Annotated in this window: 17 protein-coding genes; 5 read left to right on the forward strand and 12 right to left on the reverse strand. The window is 68.1% G+C overall.

Annotated elements, in window-relative coordinates:
• Positions 1-37: 37 nt before the first annotated feature.
• Complete coding sequence (locus tag J7357_RS07815) at positions 38-652, reverse strand: CDP-alcohol phosphatidyltransferase family protein (RefSeq protein ID WP_010342962.1); 615 nt, start codon at positions 650-652, stop codon at positions 38-40.
• A gap of 143 nt (positions 653-795) precedes the next feature.
• On the opposite strand from J7357_RS07815, the gene J7357_RS07820 reads away from it, so the two are divergent.
• Positions 796-1554, forward strand: coding sequence for a 3-hydroxybutyrate dehydrogenase (locus J7357_RS07820; protein WP_209245695.1), 759 nt, complete (start codon positions 796-798; stop codon positions 1552-1554).
• Positions 1555-2030: 476 nt separating this feature from the next.
• Here the strand turns inward: J7357_RS07820 and J7357_RS07825 are convergent, their stop codons facing one another.
• From J7357_RS07825 to J7357_RS07835, 3 genes are all read right to left on the reverse strand, one after another.
• Complete coding sequence (locus tag J7357_RS07825) at positions 2031-2519, reverse strand: 8-oxo-dGTP diphosphatase (RefSeq protein ID WP_209245696.1); 489 nt, start codon at positions 2517-2519, stop codon at positions 2031-2033.
• Between the two features lie 69 nt (positions 2520-2588).
• Entirely contained in the window at positions 2589-3095 is a 507-nt protein-coding gene (locus J7357_RS07830; RefSeq protein ID WP_209245697.1) for a DUF1249 domain-containing protein, read from the reverse strand.
• Between the two features lie 156 nt (positions 3096-3251).
• Complete coding sequence (locus J7357_RS07835; RefSeq protein WP_160947275.1) at positions 3252-4073, reverse strand: pyruvate, water dikinase regulatory protein; 822 nt, start codon at positions 4071-4073, stop codon at positions 3252-3254.
• Between the two features lie 145 nt (positions 4074-4218).
• On the opposite strand from J7357_RS07835, the gene ppsA reads away from it, so the two are divergent.
• Both ppsA and J7357_RS07845 read left to right on the forward strand, forming a co-directional pair.
• Entirely contained in the window at positions 4219-6594 is a 2376-nt protein-coding gene (gene ppsA, locus J7357_RS07840; protein ID WP_209245698.1) for a phosphoenolpyruvate synthase, read from the forward strand.
• Between the two features lie 5 nt (positions 6595-6599).
• On the forward strand, positions 6600-7550 hold the full coding sequence (locus tag J7357_RS07845) for a mechanosensitive ion channel family protein (protein ID WP_209031472.1): 951 nt from the start codon (positions 6600-6602) through the stop codon (positions 7548-7550).
• A gap of 94 nt (positions 7551-7644) precedes the next feature.
• On the opposite strand, the gene orn is transcribed toward J7357_RS07845, so the two are convergent.
• The 3 genes from orn to mntR form a co-directional block, all read right to left on the reverse strand.
• Positions 7645-8217 carry an oligoribonuclease gene (orn, locus tag J7357_RS07850; protein WP_209245699.1) on the reverse strand — a complete coding sequence of 191 codons (573 nt, stop codon included), beginning with the start codon at positions 8215-8217 and terminating at the stop codon, positions 7645-7647.
• 100 nt (positions 8218-8317) lie between these two features.
• Positions 8318-8818, reverse strand: coding sequence for a tRNA adenosine(34) deaminase TadA (tadA, locus tag J7357_RS07855; protein WP_209245700.1), 501 nt, complete (start codon positions 8816-8818; stop codon positions 8318-8320).
• Positions 8815-9276: a manganese-binding transcriptional regulator MntR gene (gene mntR, locus J7357_RS07860; protein ID WP_209245701.1), complete on the reverse strand. Its 462-nt coding sequence runs from the start codon at positions 9274-9276 to the stop codon at positions 8815-8817. Before mntR ends, tadA begins: the two co-directional genes overlap by 4 nt.
• A gap of 148 nt (positions 9277-9424) precedes the next feature.
• Here mntR and J7357_RS07865 point away from each other — a divergent pair, with 148 nt between their 5' ends.
• Positions 9425-10774, forward strand: a complete 1350-nt coding sequence (locus J7357_RS07865) for an Nramp family divalent metal transporter (protein WP_209245702.1) — start codon at positions 9425-9427, stop codon at positions 10772-10774.
• 26 nt (positions 10775-10800) lie between these two features.
• Here the strand turns inward: J7357_RS07865 and J7357_RS07870 are convergent, their stop codons facing one another.
• From J7357_RS07870 to J7357_RS07880, 3 genes are all read right to left on the reverse strand, one after another.
• Positions 10801-10944: a hypothetical protein gene (locus J7357_RS07870; protein ID WP_244667365.1), complete on the reverse strand. Its 144-nt coding sequence runs from the start codon at positions 10942-10944 to the stop codon at positions 10801-10803.
• Positions 10945-11025: 81 nt separating this feature from the next.
• Complete coding sequence (locus tag J7357_RS07875; protein ID WP_209245703.1) at positions 11026-11478, reverse strand: VOC family protein; 453 nt, start codon at positions 11476-11478, stop codon at positions 11026-11028.
• An 82-nt stretch (positions 11479-11560) separates the two neighbouring features.
• Positions 11561-12391: an AraC family transcriptional regulator gene (locus J7357_RS07880; protein WP_343237400.1), complete on the reverse strand. Its 831-nt coding sequence runs from the start codon at positions 12389-12391 to the stop codon at positions 11561-11563.
• Positions 12392-12781: 390 nt separating this feature from the next.
• Here J7357_RS07880 and J7357_RS07885 point away from each other — a divergent pair, with 390 nt between their 5' ends.
• On the forward strand, positions 12782-14296 hold the full coding sequence (locus tag J7357_RS07885; RefSeq protein WP_209245705.1) for an MASE1 domain-containing protein: 1515 nt from the start codon (positions 12782-12784) through the stop codon (positions 14294-14296).
• On the opposite strand, the gene J7357_RS07890 is transcribed toward J7357_RS07885, so the two are convergent.
• Both J7357_RS07890 and J7357_RS07895 read right to left on the reverse strand, forming a co-directional pair.
• Positions 14280-14699, reverse strand: a complete 420-nt coding sequence (locus J7357_RS07890) for a hypothetical protein (protein WP_209245706.1) — start codon at positions 14697-14699, stop codon at positions 14280-14282. The two genes, J7357_RS07885 and J7357_RS07890, sit on opposite strands and share 17 nt — an antisense overlap.
• Positions 14696-14977, reverse strand: a complete 282-nt coding sequence (locus J7357_RS07895) for a hypothetical protein (RefSeq protein ID WP_209245707.1) — start codon at positions 14975-14977, stop codon at positions 14696-14698. Before J7357_RS07895 ends, J7357_RS07890 begins: the two co-directional genes overlap by 4 nt.
• Between the last annotated feature and the right edge of the window lie 170 nt (positions 14978-15147).

Below are 15147 nucleotides of genomic sequence, written 5' to 3' on the forward strand. Positions count from 1 at the left end.
TCCCGAACTGGCCCGCGATGATAGCAACCCACCGCGATCAGGGTTTGGGGATGCGCAGCGTCTTGCTGATCATCAGCGAGCCGGACAGCGCGAACAGCAGCGCCAGCGGATGCAGCAGCCACGGCCCCAGCCGCCACTCGCCCCACCACAGGGCATCGCCGATGTGGCCCAGGTGCGCTGCGATCGCCAGCACGATGACCAGGCCCAGGCTGCTCGGGATCGGCGTGCCTTCGAAGTACGGCACCTTGTCGCCGTCACCGGCCAACTGCTCGGCGGTGACGTTGTAGCGGGCCAGGCGGCTGACCCCGCAGCAGACGAAGAAACTCAGCACCAGCCAGTCCCAACCGCCCTGCATGCCGCAGGCGTAGGCCAGCGCGGCGGGGGCCACGCCGAAGGAAATCACGTCGGCCAGCGAGTCCAGCTCGCGGCCCAGGGTCGAGGACGACTTGCGCCAGCGCGCCACCCGGCCGTCCAGCGCGTCGAACACGAACGCCAGCGGAATCAGCGCCATGCCGAACAGCAGGTCGCTGCGGCGGCCGTCCTGCAGGAAGCGCATCGCCGCGAACACCGCGCCGGTGCCGCAGAAGGCGTTGGCCAGGGTGAACCAGTCGGCCAGCTGGAACTCGCGCAGCATGGAGAAGTGGCGTTTCATCGGCATAACGTGGCGGATCCGGCGTGAGCGGCAAGCGACGGCACAGGGTAGCGTGGCGCCGCCGCACTGGCGAGCGGGCGCTGCCGGGCGTCGCGGCGCGCTGCTACGCTGACCGCCCCCCATTTCCGCGAAGGTATTGCCTTATGCAGACTGTCCTGATCACCGGTGCCGCCAGCGGCATCGGCGCCGGCATCGCCAAAGAACTGGCCGCTGGCGGCCGCCACATCGTCGTCAGCGACCTGGACCTGAAGGCCGCCGACGCGGTCGCCGCGCAGTTGCGCCAGGCCGGCGGCTCGGCCGAGGCGGTGGCGCTGGACGTGGCCAGTGCGGACAGCATCGCCGCGGCGCTGGCGGCCGTCAGCCGGCCGGTGGACGTGCTGGTCAACAACGCCGGACTGCAGCACGTGGCGCCGTTGCAGGAGTTCCCGATGGAGAAATGGGGGCTGCTGGTGGAGGTGATGCTGACCGGCGTGGCGCGGCTGACCCAGGCGGTGCTGCCGGGAATGCGCGAACGCGGGTTCGGCCGCATCGTCAACATCGGCAGCATCCACTCGCTGGTCGCCAGCCCGTACAAGAGCGCCTATGTCGCCGCCAAGCACGGCCTGGTCGGCTTCTCCAAGGTGATCGCACTGGAGACCGCCGATACCGACATCACCATCAACACGCTCTGCCCCAGCTACGTGAAGACGCCGCTGGTGGACAAGCAGATCGCCGACCAGGCGCGTACCCGTGGCATTTCCGAGGCCGACGTGATCGCCCAGGTGATGCTCAAGCCCATGCCCAAGGGCGTGTTCATCGCCTACGACGAACTGGCCGGCTGCGTGGCGTTCCTGGCCTCGCCGGCGGCGCGCAACATCACCGCGCAGACCATCGCCATCGATGGCGGCTGGACCGCGCAGTAGCGCTGCGACAGGCACGCACGTCGGGCTGCGTGCTCGCGCGATCGACGCTGGCGAATTTTTCGCCAGCGCGACGGTGACCGTTGCGGCACAACGCCACCGGCCTCTTATCCACAGCGTTCGTGCGCTTTCATCCACACCGGCTGTGGAGAAGCGCGGCCGGGACTGCTGAAATTTTCGCCACCCGGCAAAATCGGGCAGCCATTTCAGCGACTTGCCACGCTTGCCCACAGGCTTGTGCAGGATCGATCCACAGCCGCTGTGGACAAGCCGGGCGCGAGAAGGATGAGGCTGTTCCTTCTCCCGTCGGGAGAAGGTGGCCCGAAGGGCCGGATGAGGGTACGGGCGAAGCCTGGCACAGCCAAACTCCGCGGGTCGCTTCGCGCCGTACCCTTGTCCCACCCCACCAAACTCCGCGGGTCGCTTCGCGCCGTACCCTCACCCCAACCCCTCTCCCGGAGGGAGAGGGGCTTTAGGTGTCAGACTCGCGAATAGCGCCAGGACTGCATGCGGCCGTCGCGGTACGGCATGACCCCATGGAACGGGCGCGGGTCGCCATCGAACACCAGCGGCAGGAAGTGGCGATCGCCCTCCCACATCGGCAGCGTGTCCATCTGCGCGATCGGCACCCAGGCCAGCGCGCCCTCGGCGTTATCGGCGAACGGCTCGCCCGCGTAGGCCTCGATCAGGAACACGAAGCCCAGCCAGTCCTCGCCATGCTTGCCGAATCCCGGCCAGCTGATGGTGCCGCGCAACTGCAGCGCCTCGCAGGTGATGCCGGCCTCCTCCAGGATCTCGCGGCGCATGCCGGCCAGCACGTCTTCGTCCGCCTCGACCTTGCCGCCCAGGCCGTTGTACTTGCCCAGGTGATGGTCGCCGGGCCGGGCATTGCGATGGACCATCAGCACCTGGCTGCGGTCGGGCGAGAGCACGTAGCCCAAGGTGGCGACGATGGGGGTGTAAGGCATGCGGAGAAGGCGGATGGCGACGGGCGCGCAGTATGCCGCAACCACGCCTCCGCTTCGTCTAGCCGGTGGCTAGACGGCGGGCGTCGCCGCGTCCTGCGCCGCGCGCGGCAGCGGCGGCGCCGGCCGCAGCGTGGCCACGCCGTGGCCGCGCTCGGCCAGGTATTCCAGCCATTTGCCGAGGAAGGTGTTCATGCGCATGCGGTGGCTGATCAGTTCCGCCGGCGGCGGGTACAGCCCCATCACGTCCTGCCAGCGGCGGCCGACATAGCAATGCGTGGTCTCTGCCTGACGCGCATCCAGGTACAGGCGCACGTAGGCCGACGGGTCCGGCTCGCCGGTCAGCGGATCGCACAGGTCGTAGGTCAGGCGCAGCTCGACGGTGTAGCGGTGGCGCTCGATCACGTCCAGGCGCAGGTCCAGGCCGTCGCCGATGCTGGACACGTAGCTGCCGGCGGCCAGGTCGGCCGGCACGAACAGGCGGTTCAGGTGCAGATAGTTCTCGGCGTACAGCCCCATCAGCCAGCCGAAACGGCTGAGCCGGGGGATGCGTTCGCTGCGGGTCAGGGCGTGCTGCATGGGCCGATCCTACACGCTGCATCGCGCCGGCGGCAGCATTGACGGATCGGCGCCAGCGGCCTACCTTGGAGATCCAGGCGGTGAAGTGCGGAAATTCCATCGCTGCCAGGAGCGGCCCCGCCCCGACCGGCGCAGACCCGCCCGCAACCACCCTGATCAGAACATCTCGCGCTGCAGTCCCAGCGTCGCCAGCACCTTGCTGGAAATCTCCTCGATCGAGGTATGCGTGGTGCTCAAAGTGGGAATGCGCTCCATGCGGAACATGGTTTCGGCCGCCGCCACTTCGCGCCGGCATGTCTCGGCATTGGAGTAGCGCGAATTCGGCCGCCGCTCCTGGCGGATCTGCTGCAGCCGCTCCGGATCGATGGTCAGCCCGAACAGCTTGTTGCGGTAGGGGCGCAGCCGCGGCGGCAGCCGATCGCTCTCCAGGTCCTCGTCGGTCAGCGGATAGTTGGCCGCACGCACGCCGTAGTGCAGCGCCAGGTAGATGCAGGTCGGGGTCTTGCCCGCGCGCGACACCGCCACCAGGATCACGTCGGCTTCGTCGTAGGTGAGCGCGATGCCGTCGTCGTGCGCCAGCGCGAAGTTCATCGCGTTGATGCGGCGGTGGTAGGTCTCGAAATCGACCAGACCGTGCGCCTGTCCCACGCGCGAGTGCCGCGGCGCGTTCAACTCGCGCTCCAGCGGCTCGATGAAGGGCGCGAACACGTCGAGCATCAGCGCCCCGCTCTCGGCCAGCAGCATGCTCAGTTGCGGATCGACGCAGGAGTTGACCACGATCGGCCGGACCTGATAGCGCTCGCCCGCGGCGTGGATGCGCTGCGCGGCATCGCGGGCTTTTTCCGGATCGTCGACGAACGACATGCGGTCGGTGACGAAGCTGAAACCGCTGAACTGGGTGAGCAGGCTATGCCCAATGGTTTCAGCGGTGATACCGGTTCCATCGGACACGTAGAACACGGGTCTGATCGTCGACATTGCCTGCATTCTCCTGGCTGAAACCCAACGGATGCGCCCGCTTCGCTTGTGCCGGCTCGGGTGCGCACTGCATCATATCGGCTTCTTCCCTCACGGACGCGGCCATTCAGCCCGCCTCGGGCGATGGCCTAACGGAGCATCGCGCTTGAACGAGAACATCCTGTGGTTGCATGAGCTGCGCCTGGCCGACCTGGCTCGCGTCGGTGGCAAGAATTCCTCCCTCGGCGAAATGATCGGCAATCTGGCGGGGCTCGGCGTGTCCGTGCCGGGCGGCTTCGCCACCACCGCCGAAGCGTTCAAGGCCTTCGTCGCCCACAACGATCTGTACCAGCGCATCTTCGACAAGCTGGCCACGCTGGACGTGGAAGACGTGGGCGCGCTGACCGCCGCCGGCAAGGAAATCCGCGGCTGGGTGATCGACGCGCCGCTGCAGCCGGAGCTGGACCAGGCGATTCGCGACGCCTACGCGCAGCTGTGCAGCGAGAACGGTGGCGGCGACGTCGCTGTGGCGGTGCGCTCCTCGGCCACCGCCGAAGACCTGCCCGACGCCAGCTTCGCCGGCCAGCAGGAGACCTTCCTCAACGTGACCGGCGCCGACGACGTGGTGCACAAGGTCAAGGAAGTCTTCGCCAGCCTCTACAACGACCGCGCCATCGCCTACCGCGTGCACCACGGCTTCAAGCACGAGGACGTGTTCCTGTCGGCCGGCGTGCAGCTGATGGTGCGTTCGGGCGTCGGCGCCTCCGGCGTGCTGTTCACCCTGGACACCGAGTCCGGTTTCCGCGACGTGGTGTTCGTTACCTCGAGCTTCGGCCTCGGCGAAATGGTCGTGCAGGGCGCGGTCAATCCCGACGAGTTCTACGTCTACAAGCCCACCCTGAAGGCCGGCAAGCCGGCGATCCTGCGCCGCTCGCTGGGCAGCAAGCTGATCCGCATGGTGTATTCGGACGTGCCGGGCGAGCGCGTGCGCATCGAGGACACACCGGCGCAACTGCGCAACACCTTCTCGATCAACGACGAGGACGTGCAGGAACTGGCCAAGCAGGCGCTGGTGATCGAGCAGCACTACCAGCGGCCGATGGACATCGAGTGGGCGAAGGACGGCGTCAGCGGCAAGCTGTTCATCGTGCAGGCGCGCCCGGAGACGGTGAAATCGCGCGGCCACGCCACCCAGATCGAACGCTTCGCGCTGCAGCAGCGCGGCGAGGTGATCGCCGAAGGCCGCGCCATCGGCCAGAAGATCGGCGCCGGCGTCGCCCGCGTGGTGCGCAGCCTGGAGGACATGAACCGGGTGCAGCCCGGCGACGTGCTGGTCGCGGACATGACCGATCCCGATTGGGAGCCGGTGATGAAGCGCGCCTCGGCGATCGTCACCAACCGCGGCGGCCGCACCTGCCACGCGGCGATCATCGCCCGCGAGCTGGGCGTGCCGGCGGTGGTCGGCACCGGCAACGCGATGGAACTGGTCGAGGACGGCAAGGAAGTCACCGTCAGCTGCGCCGAGGGCGACACCGGCTACATCTATGGCGGGCGCCTGCCGTTCGAGCGCACCACCACGGACCTGGGCAACATGCCGCCGGCGCCGCTGAAGATCATGATGAACGTGGCCAACCCGGAGCGCGCGTTCGACTTCGGCCAGTTGCCCAACGCCGGCATCGGCCTGGCGCGCCTGGAGATGATCATCGCCGCGCACATCGGCATCCATCCCAACGCGCTGCTGGAGTACGCCAAGCAGGACGCGGCGACCAAGAAGAAGATCGACGAGAAGATCGCCGGCTACGCCGACCCGGTGAGCTTCTACGTCAACCGCCTGGCCGAAGGCATCGCCACGCTGACCGCGTCGGTGGCGCCGCACCCGGTGATCGTGCGCCTGTCGGACTTCAAGTCCAACGAGTACGCCAACCTGATCGGCGGCAGCAACTACGAGCCGCACGAAGAGAATCCGATGATCGGCTTCCGCGGCGCCAGCCGCTACGTCGATCCGAGCTTCGCCGCCGCGTTCGCGCTGGAATGCAAGGCCGTGCTCAAGGTCCGCAACGAGATGGGCCTGGACAACATGTGGGTCATGATCCCGTTCGTGCGCACCCTCGAGGAAGGCCGCAAGGTCGTCGAGGTGCTGGCCAGCAACGGCCTGCGCCAGGGCGAGAACGGCCTGAAGATCATCATGATGTGCGAGGTGCCGTCGAACGCGCTGCTGGCCGAGGAATTCCTGGAGATCTTCGACGGCTTTTCGATCGGCTCCAACGATCTCACCCAGCTCACCCTGGGCCTGGACCGCGACTCCTCGATCGTGGCGCACCTGTTCGACGAGCGCAATCCGGCGGTCAAGAAGATGCTGTCGATGGCGATCAAGGCCGCGCGCGCCAAGGGCAAGTACGTGGGCATCTGCGGCCAGGGTCCGTCGGATCACCCGGACCTGGCGGAGTGGCTGATGCAGGAAGGCATCGAGTCGGTATCGCTGAACCCGGACACCGTGGTCGACACCTGGCTGCGCCTGGCCAAGCTCAAGAGCAAGGGGTGATGCCGATGCAGTCGTGGCTGACGGCACTGACGGCGGCCACGACCGCTGCGCCGGCGACGCGCGCGGCGCGTCCGTTCGACTGGCGGACCCTGGACTGGGCGCAGTACGCGCTCAACTGGGGCGTGGCGATCCTGATCGTGGTGGTCGGGATGTGGATCGCCAAGCGCCTGAGCGAATGGCTGCGCAGCGCGCTGCTGCGTGCGCGGGTGGAAACCACGCTCAGCAACTTCCTGCGCAACGTCGCCTATGCGTTGATGCTGGTGCTGGTGCTGGTCACCGCGCTGCAGAAGATCGGCGTGCCGCCGACCTCGCTGTTCGCCGTGCTCGGCGCCGCCGGCCTGGCGGTGGGCCTGGCGCTGAAGGACTCGCTGTCCAACATCGCCTCCGGGGTCATGCTGATCGTGCTGCGGCCGATGCGCGACGGCGACCACGTGGTGGTGGCCGGCCAGGAAGGCGTGGTCGACGAGATCCGGATCTTCCAGACCCGCATCCGCACCTTCGACGAGCGCATGGTGACCCTGCCCAACAGCACCATCACCACCGCGCCGATCGTCAACTACAGCACCCTGCCCAACCGGCGCCTGGAGATCACCGTCGGCGTCGGCTACGGCGACGACCTGAAGAAGGCGCAGGAGCTGTTGCTGAAGATCGCCCAGGACAATCCGAACATCCTGAAGACGCCCGCCCCGTTCGTGCAGGTCACCAACCTGGGCGAGAGCACGGTGGACCTGATGCTGTTCGGCTACGCCAAGAACGGCGATTTCGGCGCGGCCAAGAGCAGCACGCTGGAGCAGATCCGCAACCAGTTGCTGGAGAACGGGCTCAGCATTCCGTATCCGCAGCGCGACCTGCACGTGTACCACCACGATGCCGACGGCCGCCCGATCGCCGAGCTGCTGACCAAGGGCGTGACCGACGACGGCGAGACCAAGCCGGGACCGCCGCTGGCGCGCTGAGCGGCGGCGTCAACACCTGCCTTTATGGCACGCGCCCGACGATCGTCGGGCGCCAGCTCGCATTCGCGCCTGACAAAGCGCCGCGGACGACGGATCAGTCCTCGCCCTGCCCGCCCAGCCTGCCCATGAACGGGCGGTAGTAGCGCAGTTCGTCGATGGAATCGTGCACGTCGCTGAGCGCAGTGTGCGAGGAGGTCTTGGTCAGGCCGGCCGACACCGCCGGCGCCCAGCGCCGCGCCAGTTCCTTCAGCGTCGACACGTCCAGGTTGCGGTAGTGGAAGAAGCGCTCCAGCCGCGGCATCTGCCGGTGCAGGAAACGCCGGTCCTGGCAGATCGAGTTACCGCACATCGGCGAGGTGCCGGGCTTGCACCACTGGGTCAGGAACGCCATGGTCTCGGCCTCGGCCCCGGCCAGCGTGACCTGGCTGTCGAGCACGCGCTGCCACAGGCCGGAATGGCGGTGCTGGTTACGGTTCCACTCGTCCATCGCCTCCAGCGTCTGCAGCGGATGGGCGATGGCGAACTCCGGGCCCTCGGCCAGCACGTTGAGTTGCGCGTCGGTCACCACCGTGGCGATTTCGATGATCGAATCGCGATCGGTATCCAAGCCGGTCATTTCCAGATCGATCCAGATCAGCCGATCGTTCGCCACGTGCGCTTGCGCCATATCACCGTCCTGTCGTTCGCGGCGGCGGGGCCGGCGCGGAAGTGTCGTATCAGACTTCAATGATACCGCGCGGCCTGCGCGACCGGCAGGGGCTTGCCGCTCACGCGCCCAGCGGCGGCTTGCCGCGCTTGGCGCGGAAGTAATTGGTCAGGCGCGTGCTGGCCTCCGCCGCCAGCACCCCGCCGCGGACCTGCACGCGGTGGTTATGGCGCGGATCGACGAGCAGGTCGAACACACTGCCGCAGGCACCGGTCTTGGGATCGGTCGCGGCGTAGACCAGTTCCGCCACCCGCGCGTGCACCACCGCCATCGCGCACATCGCGCACGGCTCCAGGGTCACGTACAGGCGGCTGCCGACCAGGCGATGATTGCCGAGCCGGCGGCCGGCCTGGCGCAGCGCGACGATCTCCGCATGCGCGCTGGGATCGTGTTCGGCGATGTTGAGGTTCCAGCCCTCGCCCAATACCGCATCGTCGGCGGAGACCAGCACCGCACCGACCGGGATCTCGTCGAATTCGCGTTCGGCGCGCTCGGCCAGGGCCAGCGCGTGACGCATCCAATGCACGTCGCGCGCCAGTTGCGCGTCGTCACCGACGCTCATCGCGACGCGCCGTGCTTGCGCACGAACTCGGCAAACACCGCCAGCGTCGCTTCGCTGACGTGGTGCTCGATGCCCTCGGCATCGCGGCGCGCGGTGTCGGCGTCGATGCCCAGGGCCAGCAGGAACTGCTCCACGGTCTGGTGGCGCTGCCGGCTGGCCGCGGCCAGCGCCTCGCCCTCGGCGGTCAGGAACACGCCGCGATACGGACGCTGTACCACCCAGCCGCCCTTGACCAGGCGCTTGAGCATCTTGGCCACGGTCGGCTGGGCCACGCCCAGGCGCGCGGCGATATCCACCTGCCGCGCTTCGCCACCGTCGGCGAGCAGGTCGGAAATCAACTCCACATAGTCCTCGATCAGCTCCAGGCGGTGCGCCTCGCGCACCTGGCGGAAGCTTTCGACCTGCACTTCGGCGTCGAGCAGCACCGGCGGCGCCATCGACTTCCCGCTTTTCTGCATCGCAACGCCCTTGTCCTGTGCCGGCACCCGCCGGCCACCCGCCTATTCTGGCCGAAATCCGGGCTATCGCAGCGATTTGAATTGCCAATGCTAATTCATATAGCACCTGCTATATACTCGTTCGCACCCCGCCCACCCCGTCGCCGCCATGGCCGTTCCCCTGCCCCTTCCCCAGTCCGCCGACGCCCAGGCCAGCCGTGGCCAGGCCCGGCCCAGCCTGGGCGCCATGCATGCCAGCGTCGCAGTGCCGCGCGGCGGCCTGGGTTGGCGCCGCTTCCTGGCCTTCCTCGGGCCGGGCTACATGGTCTCGGTCGGCTACATGGACCCCGGCAACTGGGCGACCGACATCGCCGGCGGCTCGCACTTCGGCTACCTGCTGCTGTCGGTGATCCTGCTCTCCAACCTGATGGCGATCGTGCTGCAGGGCCTGGCCGCGCGCCTGGGCATCGCCACCGGCCTGGATCTCGCGCAGGCCTGTCGCGCGCACTATTCCAAGCCGGTGAACTTCCTGCTGTGGCTGGCCTGCGAGGCGGCCATCGTCGCCTGCGACCTGGCCGAGGTGATCGGCACCGCGATCGCGCTGAAGCTGCTGTTCGGCATCCCGCTCACCGCCGGCGCGATCATCACCTCGATCGACGCGCTGCTGGTCCTGTTCCTGATGCGCCGCGGCTTCCGCGCCCTGGAAGCGTTCGTGATCGCCCTGCTGATGGTGATCTTCGCCTGCTTCCTGGTGCAGATCGTGCTGGCTGCGCCGCCGCTGCGCGAGGTGCTGGCCGGCTTCATCCCGCGCGCGCAGGTGGTGACCGACCCGACCGCGCTGTACCTGGCGATCGGCATCATCGGCGCGACGGTAATGCCGCACAACCTGTACCTGCATTCCTCGATCGTGCAGACCCGCGCCTACGAGCGCACCGACCAGGGCCGCCGTTCGGCGCTGCGCTGGGCACTGGCCGACAGCACGATCGCGCTGAGTTTGGCGCTGTTCGTCAACGCCGCGATCCTGATCCTGGCCGCCGCGGTGTTCCATGCGCACGGCCGCACCGACGTGCAGGAGATCGAACAGGCCCACGAACTGCTGGCGCCGATGCTCGGTGTCGGCCTGGCCTCGACCCTGTTCGCGGTGGCGCTGCTGGCTTCCGGCATCAACTCCACCGTCACCGCCACCCTGGCCGGGCAGATCGTGATGGAGGGCTTCCTGCACCTGCGCCTGCCGCCGTGGGCGCGACGCCTGCTGACCCGCGGCCTGGCGATCGTGCCGGTGGTCGCCGTGACCTCGCTGTACGGCGAACAGGGCACCGCCAAGCTGCTGGTACTGAGCCAGGTGGTGCTGTCGATGCAGTTGCCGTTCGCGGTGATCCCGCTGGTGCGCTTCGTCACCGACAAGCAGCGGATGGGGCCACTGGTGGTGCGGCGCGGCCTGGCCTGGCTGGCCTGGGCGATCGCCGCGCTGATCGTGGTGCTGAACCTGAAGCTGCTGGCGGATACCGTGTTGCACTGAGCGATAGGCCGGGCGCGCGCCCGAGGTTAATGGTCCTGCGCAGCCGGCAGCGGCACCACGTACGCCTCCAGTTCCGCCATCCGCCCATCGCGAAATCGCCAGACGTCGCAATAGGAAAACAGCGACGTCCCGGCGTCGCCGGCAGCGAGCGCGATCTGGCCGATGGCCACGACGTGGTCCTCGCGACGATGAACTTGCTGACGTCGAACTGCGACGGCTGCTGGCAGGCCTCGCCGCCATCAGCTCCCTGCTCAGGGTGTCGGTGCCTTAGAGAACAGCGCCGTATAGCGCCGCTGCATCTCCTCCGGCGTCACCGACTCGATCGCGTGGCCGATCAGCCACCGGTGGCCGAAGGGATCGCGCACGGTGCCGGAGCGTTCGCCATAGAAATGATCCTGCATGCCGCGCTCGAGCGTGGCGCCCGCGGCGACCGCGCGGGCGACCAGGGCGTCGGCATCGTCCACATGCAGGTGCAGCGTGACCGGCGTGGCACCGAGGTGTTCCGGGCTGCGCACGCCCATGTCCGGATACTCCTCCGACAACATCAGCGTGTGGCCGTCGAGATCCACCTCGGCATGGCCGATGCGCCCATCCGGCTCGGTGAGGCGGAACAGTTCGCGTGCGCCAAACGCTTGGGCGTAGAACACCATCGCGGCGGCTGCGTCGCGCACGCACAGGTAGGCATAGAGCTCGCGGATCGCCATGTCGAATCCTTGTGTGGTGACAGGCCATTAGTGTGCCGCGGCGCATGCACAGCGTCTTGCAAGGATTTGACCTGCACCGCGCTCAGCGCGGCACGTGCCGCGGTGCGGCGGGGTCGGCCATCCGCCGCCAGGCAGACGGCGTCACCCCGGCCACGCTGCGAAAGGTCTTGGCCAGATGCGCCTGATCGGCGAAGCCGCTGGCGGCGGCGATCCCGGCCCAGTCCCGCGATCGGTCGCAGGCCAGTTCCAGCGCATGCGAGAACCGTTGCAGCCGTAGCCAGGCGTTCGGTGCGAGACCGGTGGCCTGCCGGAACATGGCGATGCAATGCCGATGGCTCAGCCCGCTGGCGCGCACCATGGTCTCCACACGCAACTCCGGATGCCAGGCGCACGCAAGCATCCTCCCCAGCGCGGGATGCAGCATCGGTGGCCGGCCACACGCACGCGCGATCAACCAATGCTCGAATGCCGCCAGCCGCGCTGGCGCATCGATGCACACCTGCAGCCGTTCCAGCAGCGCATCGACCTCGCCAGCGGACAGCAACAGCTCCAGCGGCGTGTGATGCCCGGCCAACGCGGATTCGGGCACGCCAAGCAGCACGCCGGTGGTGCCAGGACGCAACATCGCACCGACCGAGACGGCGGGCTGTGCGACATCGCGCACGTGATACGCCGTGCGCACCCCGCCCACCACCGCATGGCCCAGGCAATGGCCATGCAGGTCGGCGGCGTGGTCGAACACCTGCAACGGAGCGCCGCCGATCCGAACGGCGAGATGCGTGGCGCCAGTCGGCAGCACATGCTCGCGCACGGGCGCCCGTTCGGCTGCCGACATCGGTGCTGGATCGTATGCCCACACCGATGTCACCAGGCCGCGCAATGCCGGAACGGGAGGCCGATGCACGGAAGCCATGGCGCGATGCTACCCCTTCCCCGCTTGCAGACGTAGACCATCCAACGACGTGCCGGCCGCCCTGAACACGATGCGGGCGCGGCCGCACACGCCAGGCCGTTTTCCTCGCCGATCGAAACGATGTCGCGCCGCCTGGAGGTATCGACAGCACGCTTCGCTGCAAGGTTTCGCGCGGGCCTTGCGGTCACGGGATCGAATGCCGGGTGTCGGAGCGAAACGGCAGCGTTGTTACCGCTAACGCGAATGCACAGCCAGGAAAAACCAACAGGCCTGCGTCTGCATCCGTCGATCACTGCGATGCGTCTCACACTGTCGCGTCCGCCGCCAACTGTCTACCTTCGACAGCGAGCCGGCTTATACAGTAGCGGCGACACACCACGGATGGCGGGGATGGCCGCGGGACGAGATATCGCCAAAGGCGCTCTACTGAGCGCGGCCTACTGCAGCGCCTTCCTGCTGGCTTGGCGCTGCTCCGTGGACCAGTGGTATCTGCCGGCAGGCGTGCGCGTCGCCAGCCTGCTGTTCCTGCCCGCACGGCGCTGGCCGTGGTTGCTGGCCGGCGAAGCCGCCGCGTTGCTGACGCTGCGCATTCCGATGAGCGAGGCCTGGGGCGCGAGTGCCACCTGGGCATATCTGAGTCCGTTCCTGCTGATGCCGGCGGTGTCGCTGCTGCCGGTCGTCGCGCGTCAACGCATTCCGGATCTGGCACGCAACGATCACTGGCTGCTGCCGCTGACGCTGGCGACCGCGTTGTGGAGCACGCTGTGCAACATCGCAATCAACACCGCACTTGGGGGGCCGGCAGGGCCCGCGCCACTGGACGTGCTGCTGCGCTACTGGCTTGGCGATTACCTCGGCACCCTGATGTTCGTGCTGCCGGCGTTGCTGTGGTTGCGCCGCGACGAGCCCGCGCAGATGCAGGCCTCGCTGCTGCGCGAGGGCCTGGCGTCGATCGGCGTGGTCGTGGCGCTGTCGGCGTCGATCGCCCTGGCCGGCGACGCGCTGCTGCGGCAACTGCTGATGGTCCTGCTGGTGATCCCGGCGATCGTGCTGACGCTGCGCCATGGGTGGCGGGGCGCGGCGCTCGGCGTGGTCCTGGCGAACGTCGCCGTGGCGCTGTCCATGCCCAGGGTCGTGGCACCCGGCATGCACGACGCCGATGCGTTCGTGGTGCAGATCCTGCTTGCCGCCACGGCCACGGTGATGTTCGCGTTCGGATCTCGCATCTCCGCGGCGTATCGGCACATGCGCGACGACGGACGCCTGCGCGAGCAGGCGCTGGCCTTCGCGCAGGCCGGCTATCTGTCGGCCGAACGCACGCTGCGCCGGCGCGTGGTCGACTACACCGACCTCAGCACCCAGATCAACAAGCTGCGTCGCGACGTGGTGGAGGACCTGCGCGCGCGCGGCCATTACGCCGCCGCCATGCAGATGACCCGCACCGGCGTGATCCAGGCGCAGTTGCTGGACGAGTACGTCACTGCGCTGTATCCGCTCGGCATCGAGACACATGGGCTGTACCCCACCCTGCACTCGCCGACCTTCGCCAATCTGTGCGGGACGGAGTTCCGCTGTCGCCTGCATGGCGATCCGCGGCGGCTGTCGCTGGGCCTGCAACTGGTGGCCTATCGCTGCATCCTCGATGCGATCGAGACGCTGCCCGTGGCCCACACCCATCTGCTGCAGGCGCGCGTGTGGCGTGCCAGAGGGCGGCAGGGCATCGCCATCCGCATCACCGCCGATGCCGCGATGCTGAGCGCCTTGCGGCGCCGCCCGGAGGCGCCGGAGCGCGAACTGGCGGTCCGCCTGCAGGCGCATGGCGGCACCTGCAGGCGCCGCCATGCGTTGAGCTTCAGCTTCCTGGTGTCCGAAAGCCAGGACGCCGGCCTCACTCCACCGCGGTGATCTCCCACGCGTCGCCGCTAGCATCCTCGCGCAGCCGCACCACCACATCCGCTGTCCGGTAGATCACACGACCCGGCATCGCCGGCGATGCCGTCAGCGAGACCCGCGCGACGTCGCTGCCCATCGGCAGCACCCACAGGGTCTTGCCGATGCGGCCGACCGCGGCACGCACCGCACCGCTGGCGTCGTTGATCTGCAGGTAGTTCACGCCATCGCGCGAGAACGCGTAGACGCGCCAGGCCGAATCCGTGGCCAGATTCAGCGCCTGGGGCACGCTTTCGCCGAGCCCCTTGCCCACCACCCCATGCCCGCCAGAGGGACAGCAGGACTGTGCCTGCGCCTGAAAGGACAGCGCCAGTCCCGCCGCGACCACGATTGCCACGCCCTTCGCCTTCGTCTTCATTCCATGTTCCTTTCCCATCCGGGGAATTCCGCCTGCATCTCAGGCTGGATCAAGTTACGTGGTCCGGGGCGCGAAGCGGTCGACAAACGCTTTTGCGGAGAACGGCCGCGATGAGCGCCCTCCACCGGATCCACCCGACCGCACGAGACAAGGTCATCCAGCCCCGACTCCGCGTCGTTGCCCAGGCAAGGAGTGCGAAACGCCAGGGTCGCCTCGACGGGTAACCTGCGCATCAGGCCGTGACGCGCGACCGGCATCGGCTCGTCGGTGCCGCCCATCCGCCAGCGGATCCTGCAGTTGCCTGATGGCGTCTTTCTCATGCAGGAGCCACGGCTTCCACGATGGAACCGCGACCCACTTGTCGTGCGCGTCACCACGGCGGAGTGCAATCGGAAATTTTTTTAGGAGTATTATCCAAAACGGACAGCAACCACCGGCAGCACGAGGC

Source organism: Xanthomonas sp. D-109 (assembly GCF_017746095.1).
Classification (GTDB): domain Bacteria; phylum Pseudomonadota; class Gammaproteobacteria; order Xanthomonadales; family Xanthomonadaceae; genus Xanthomonas_A; species Xanthomonas_A sacchari.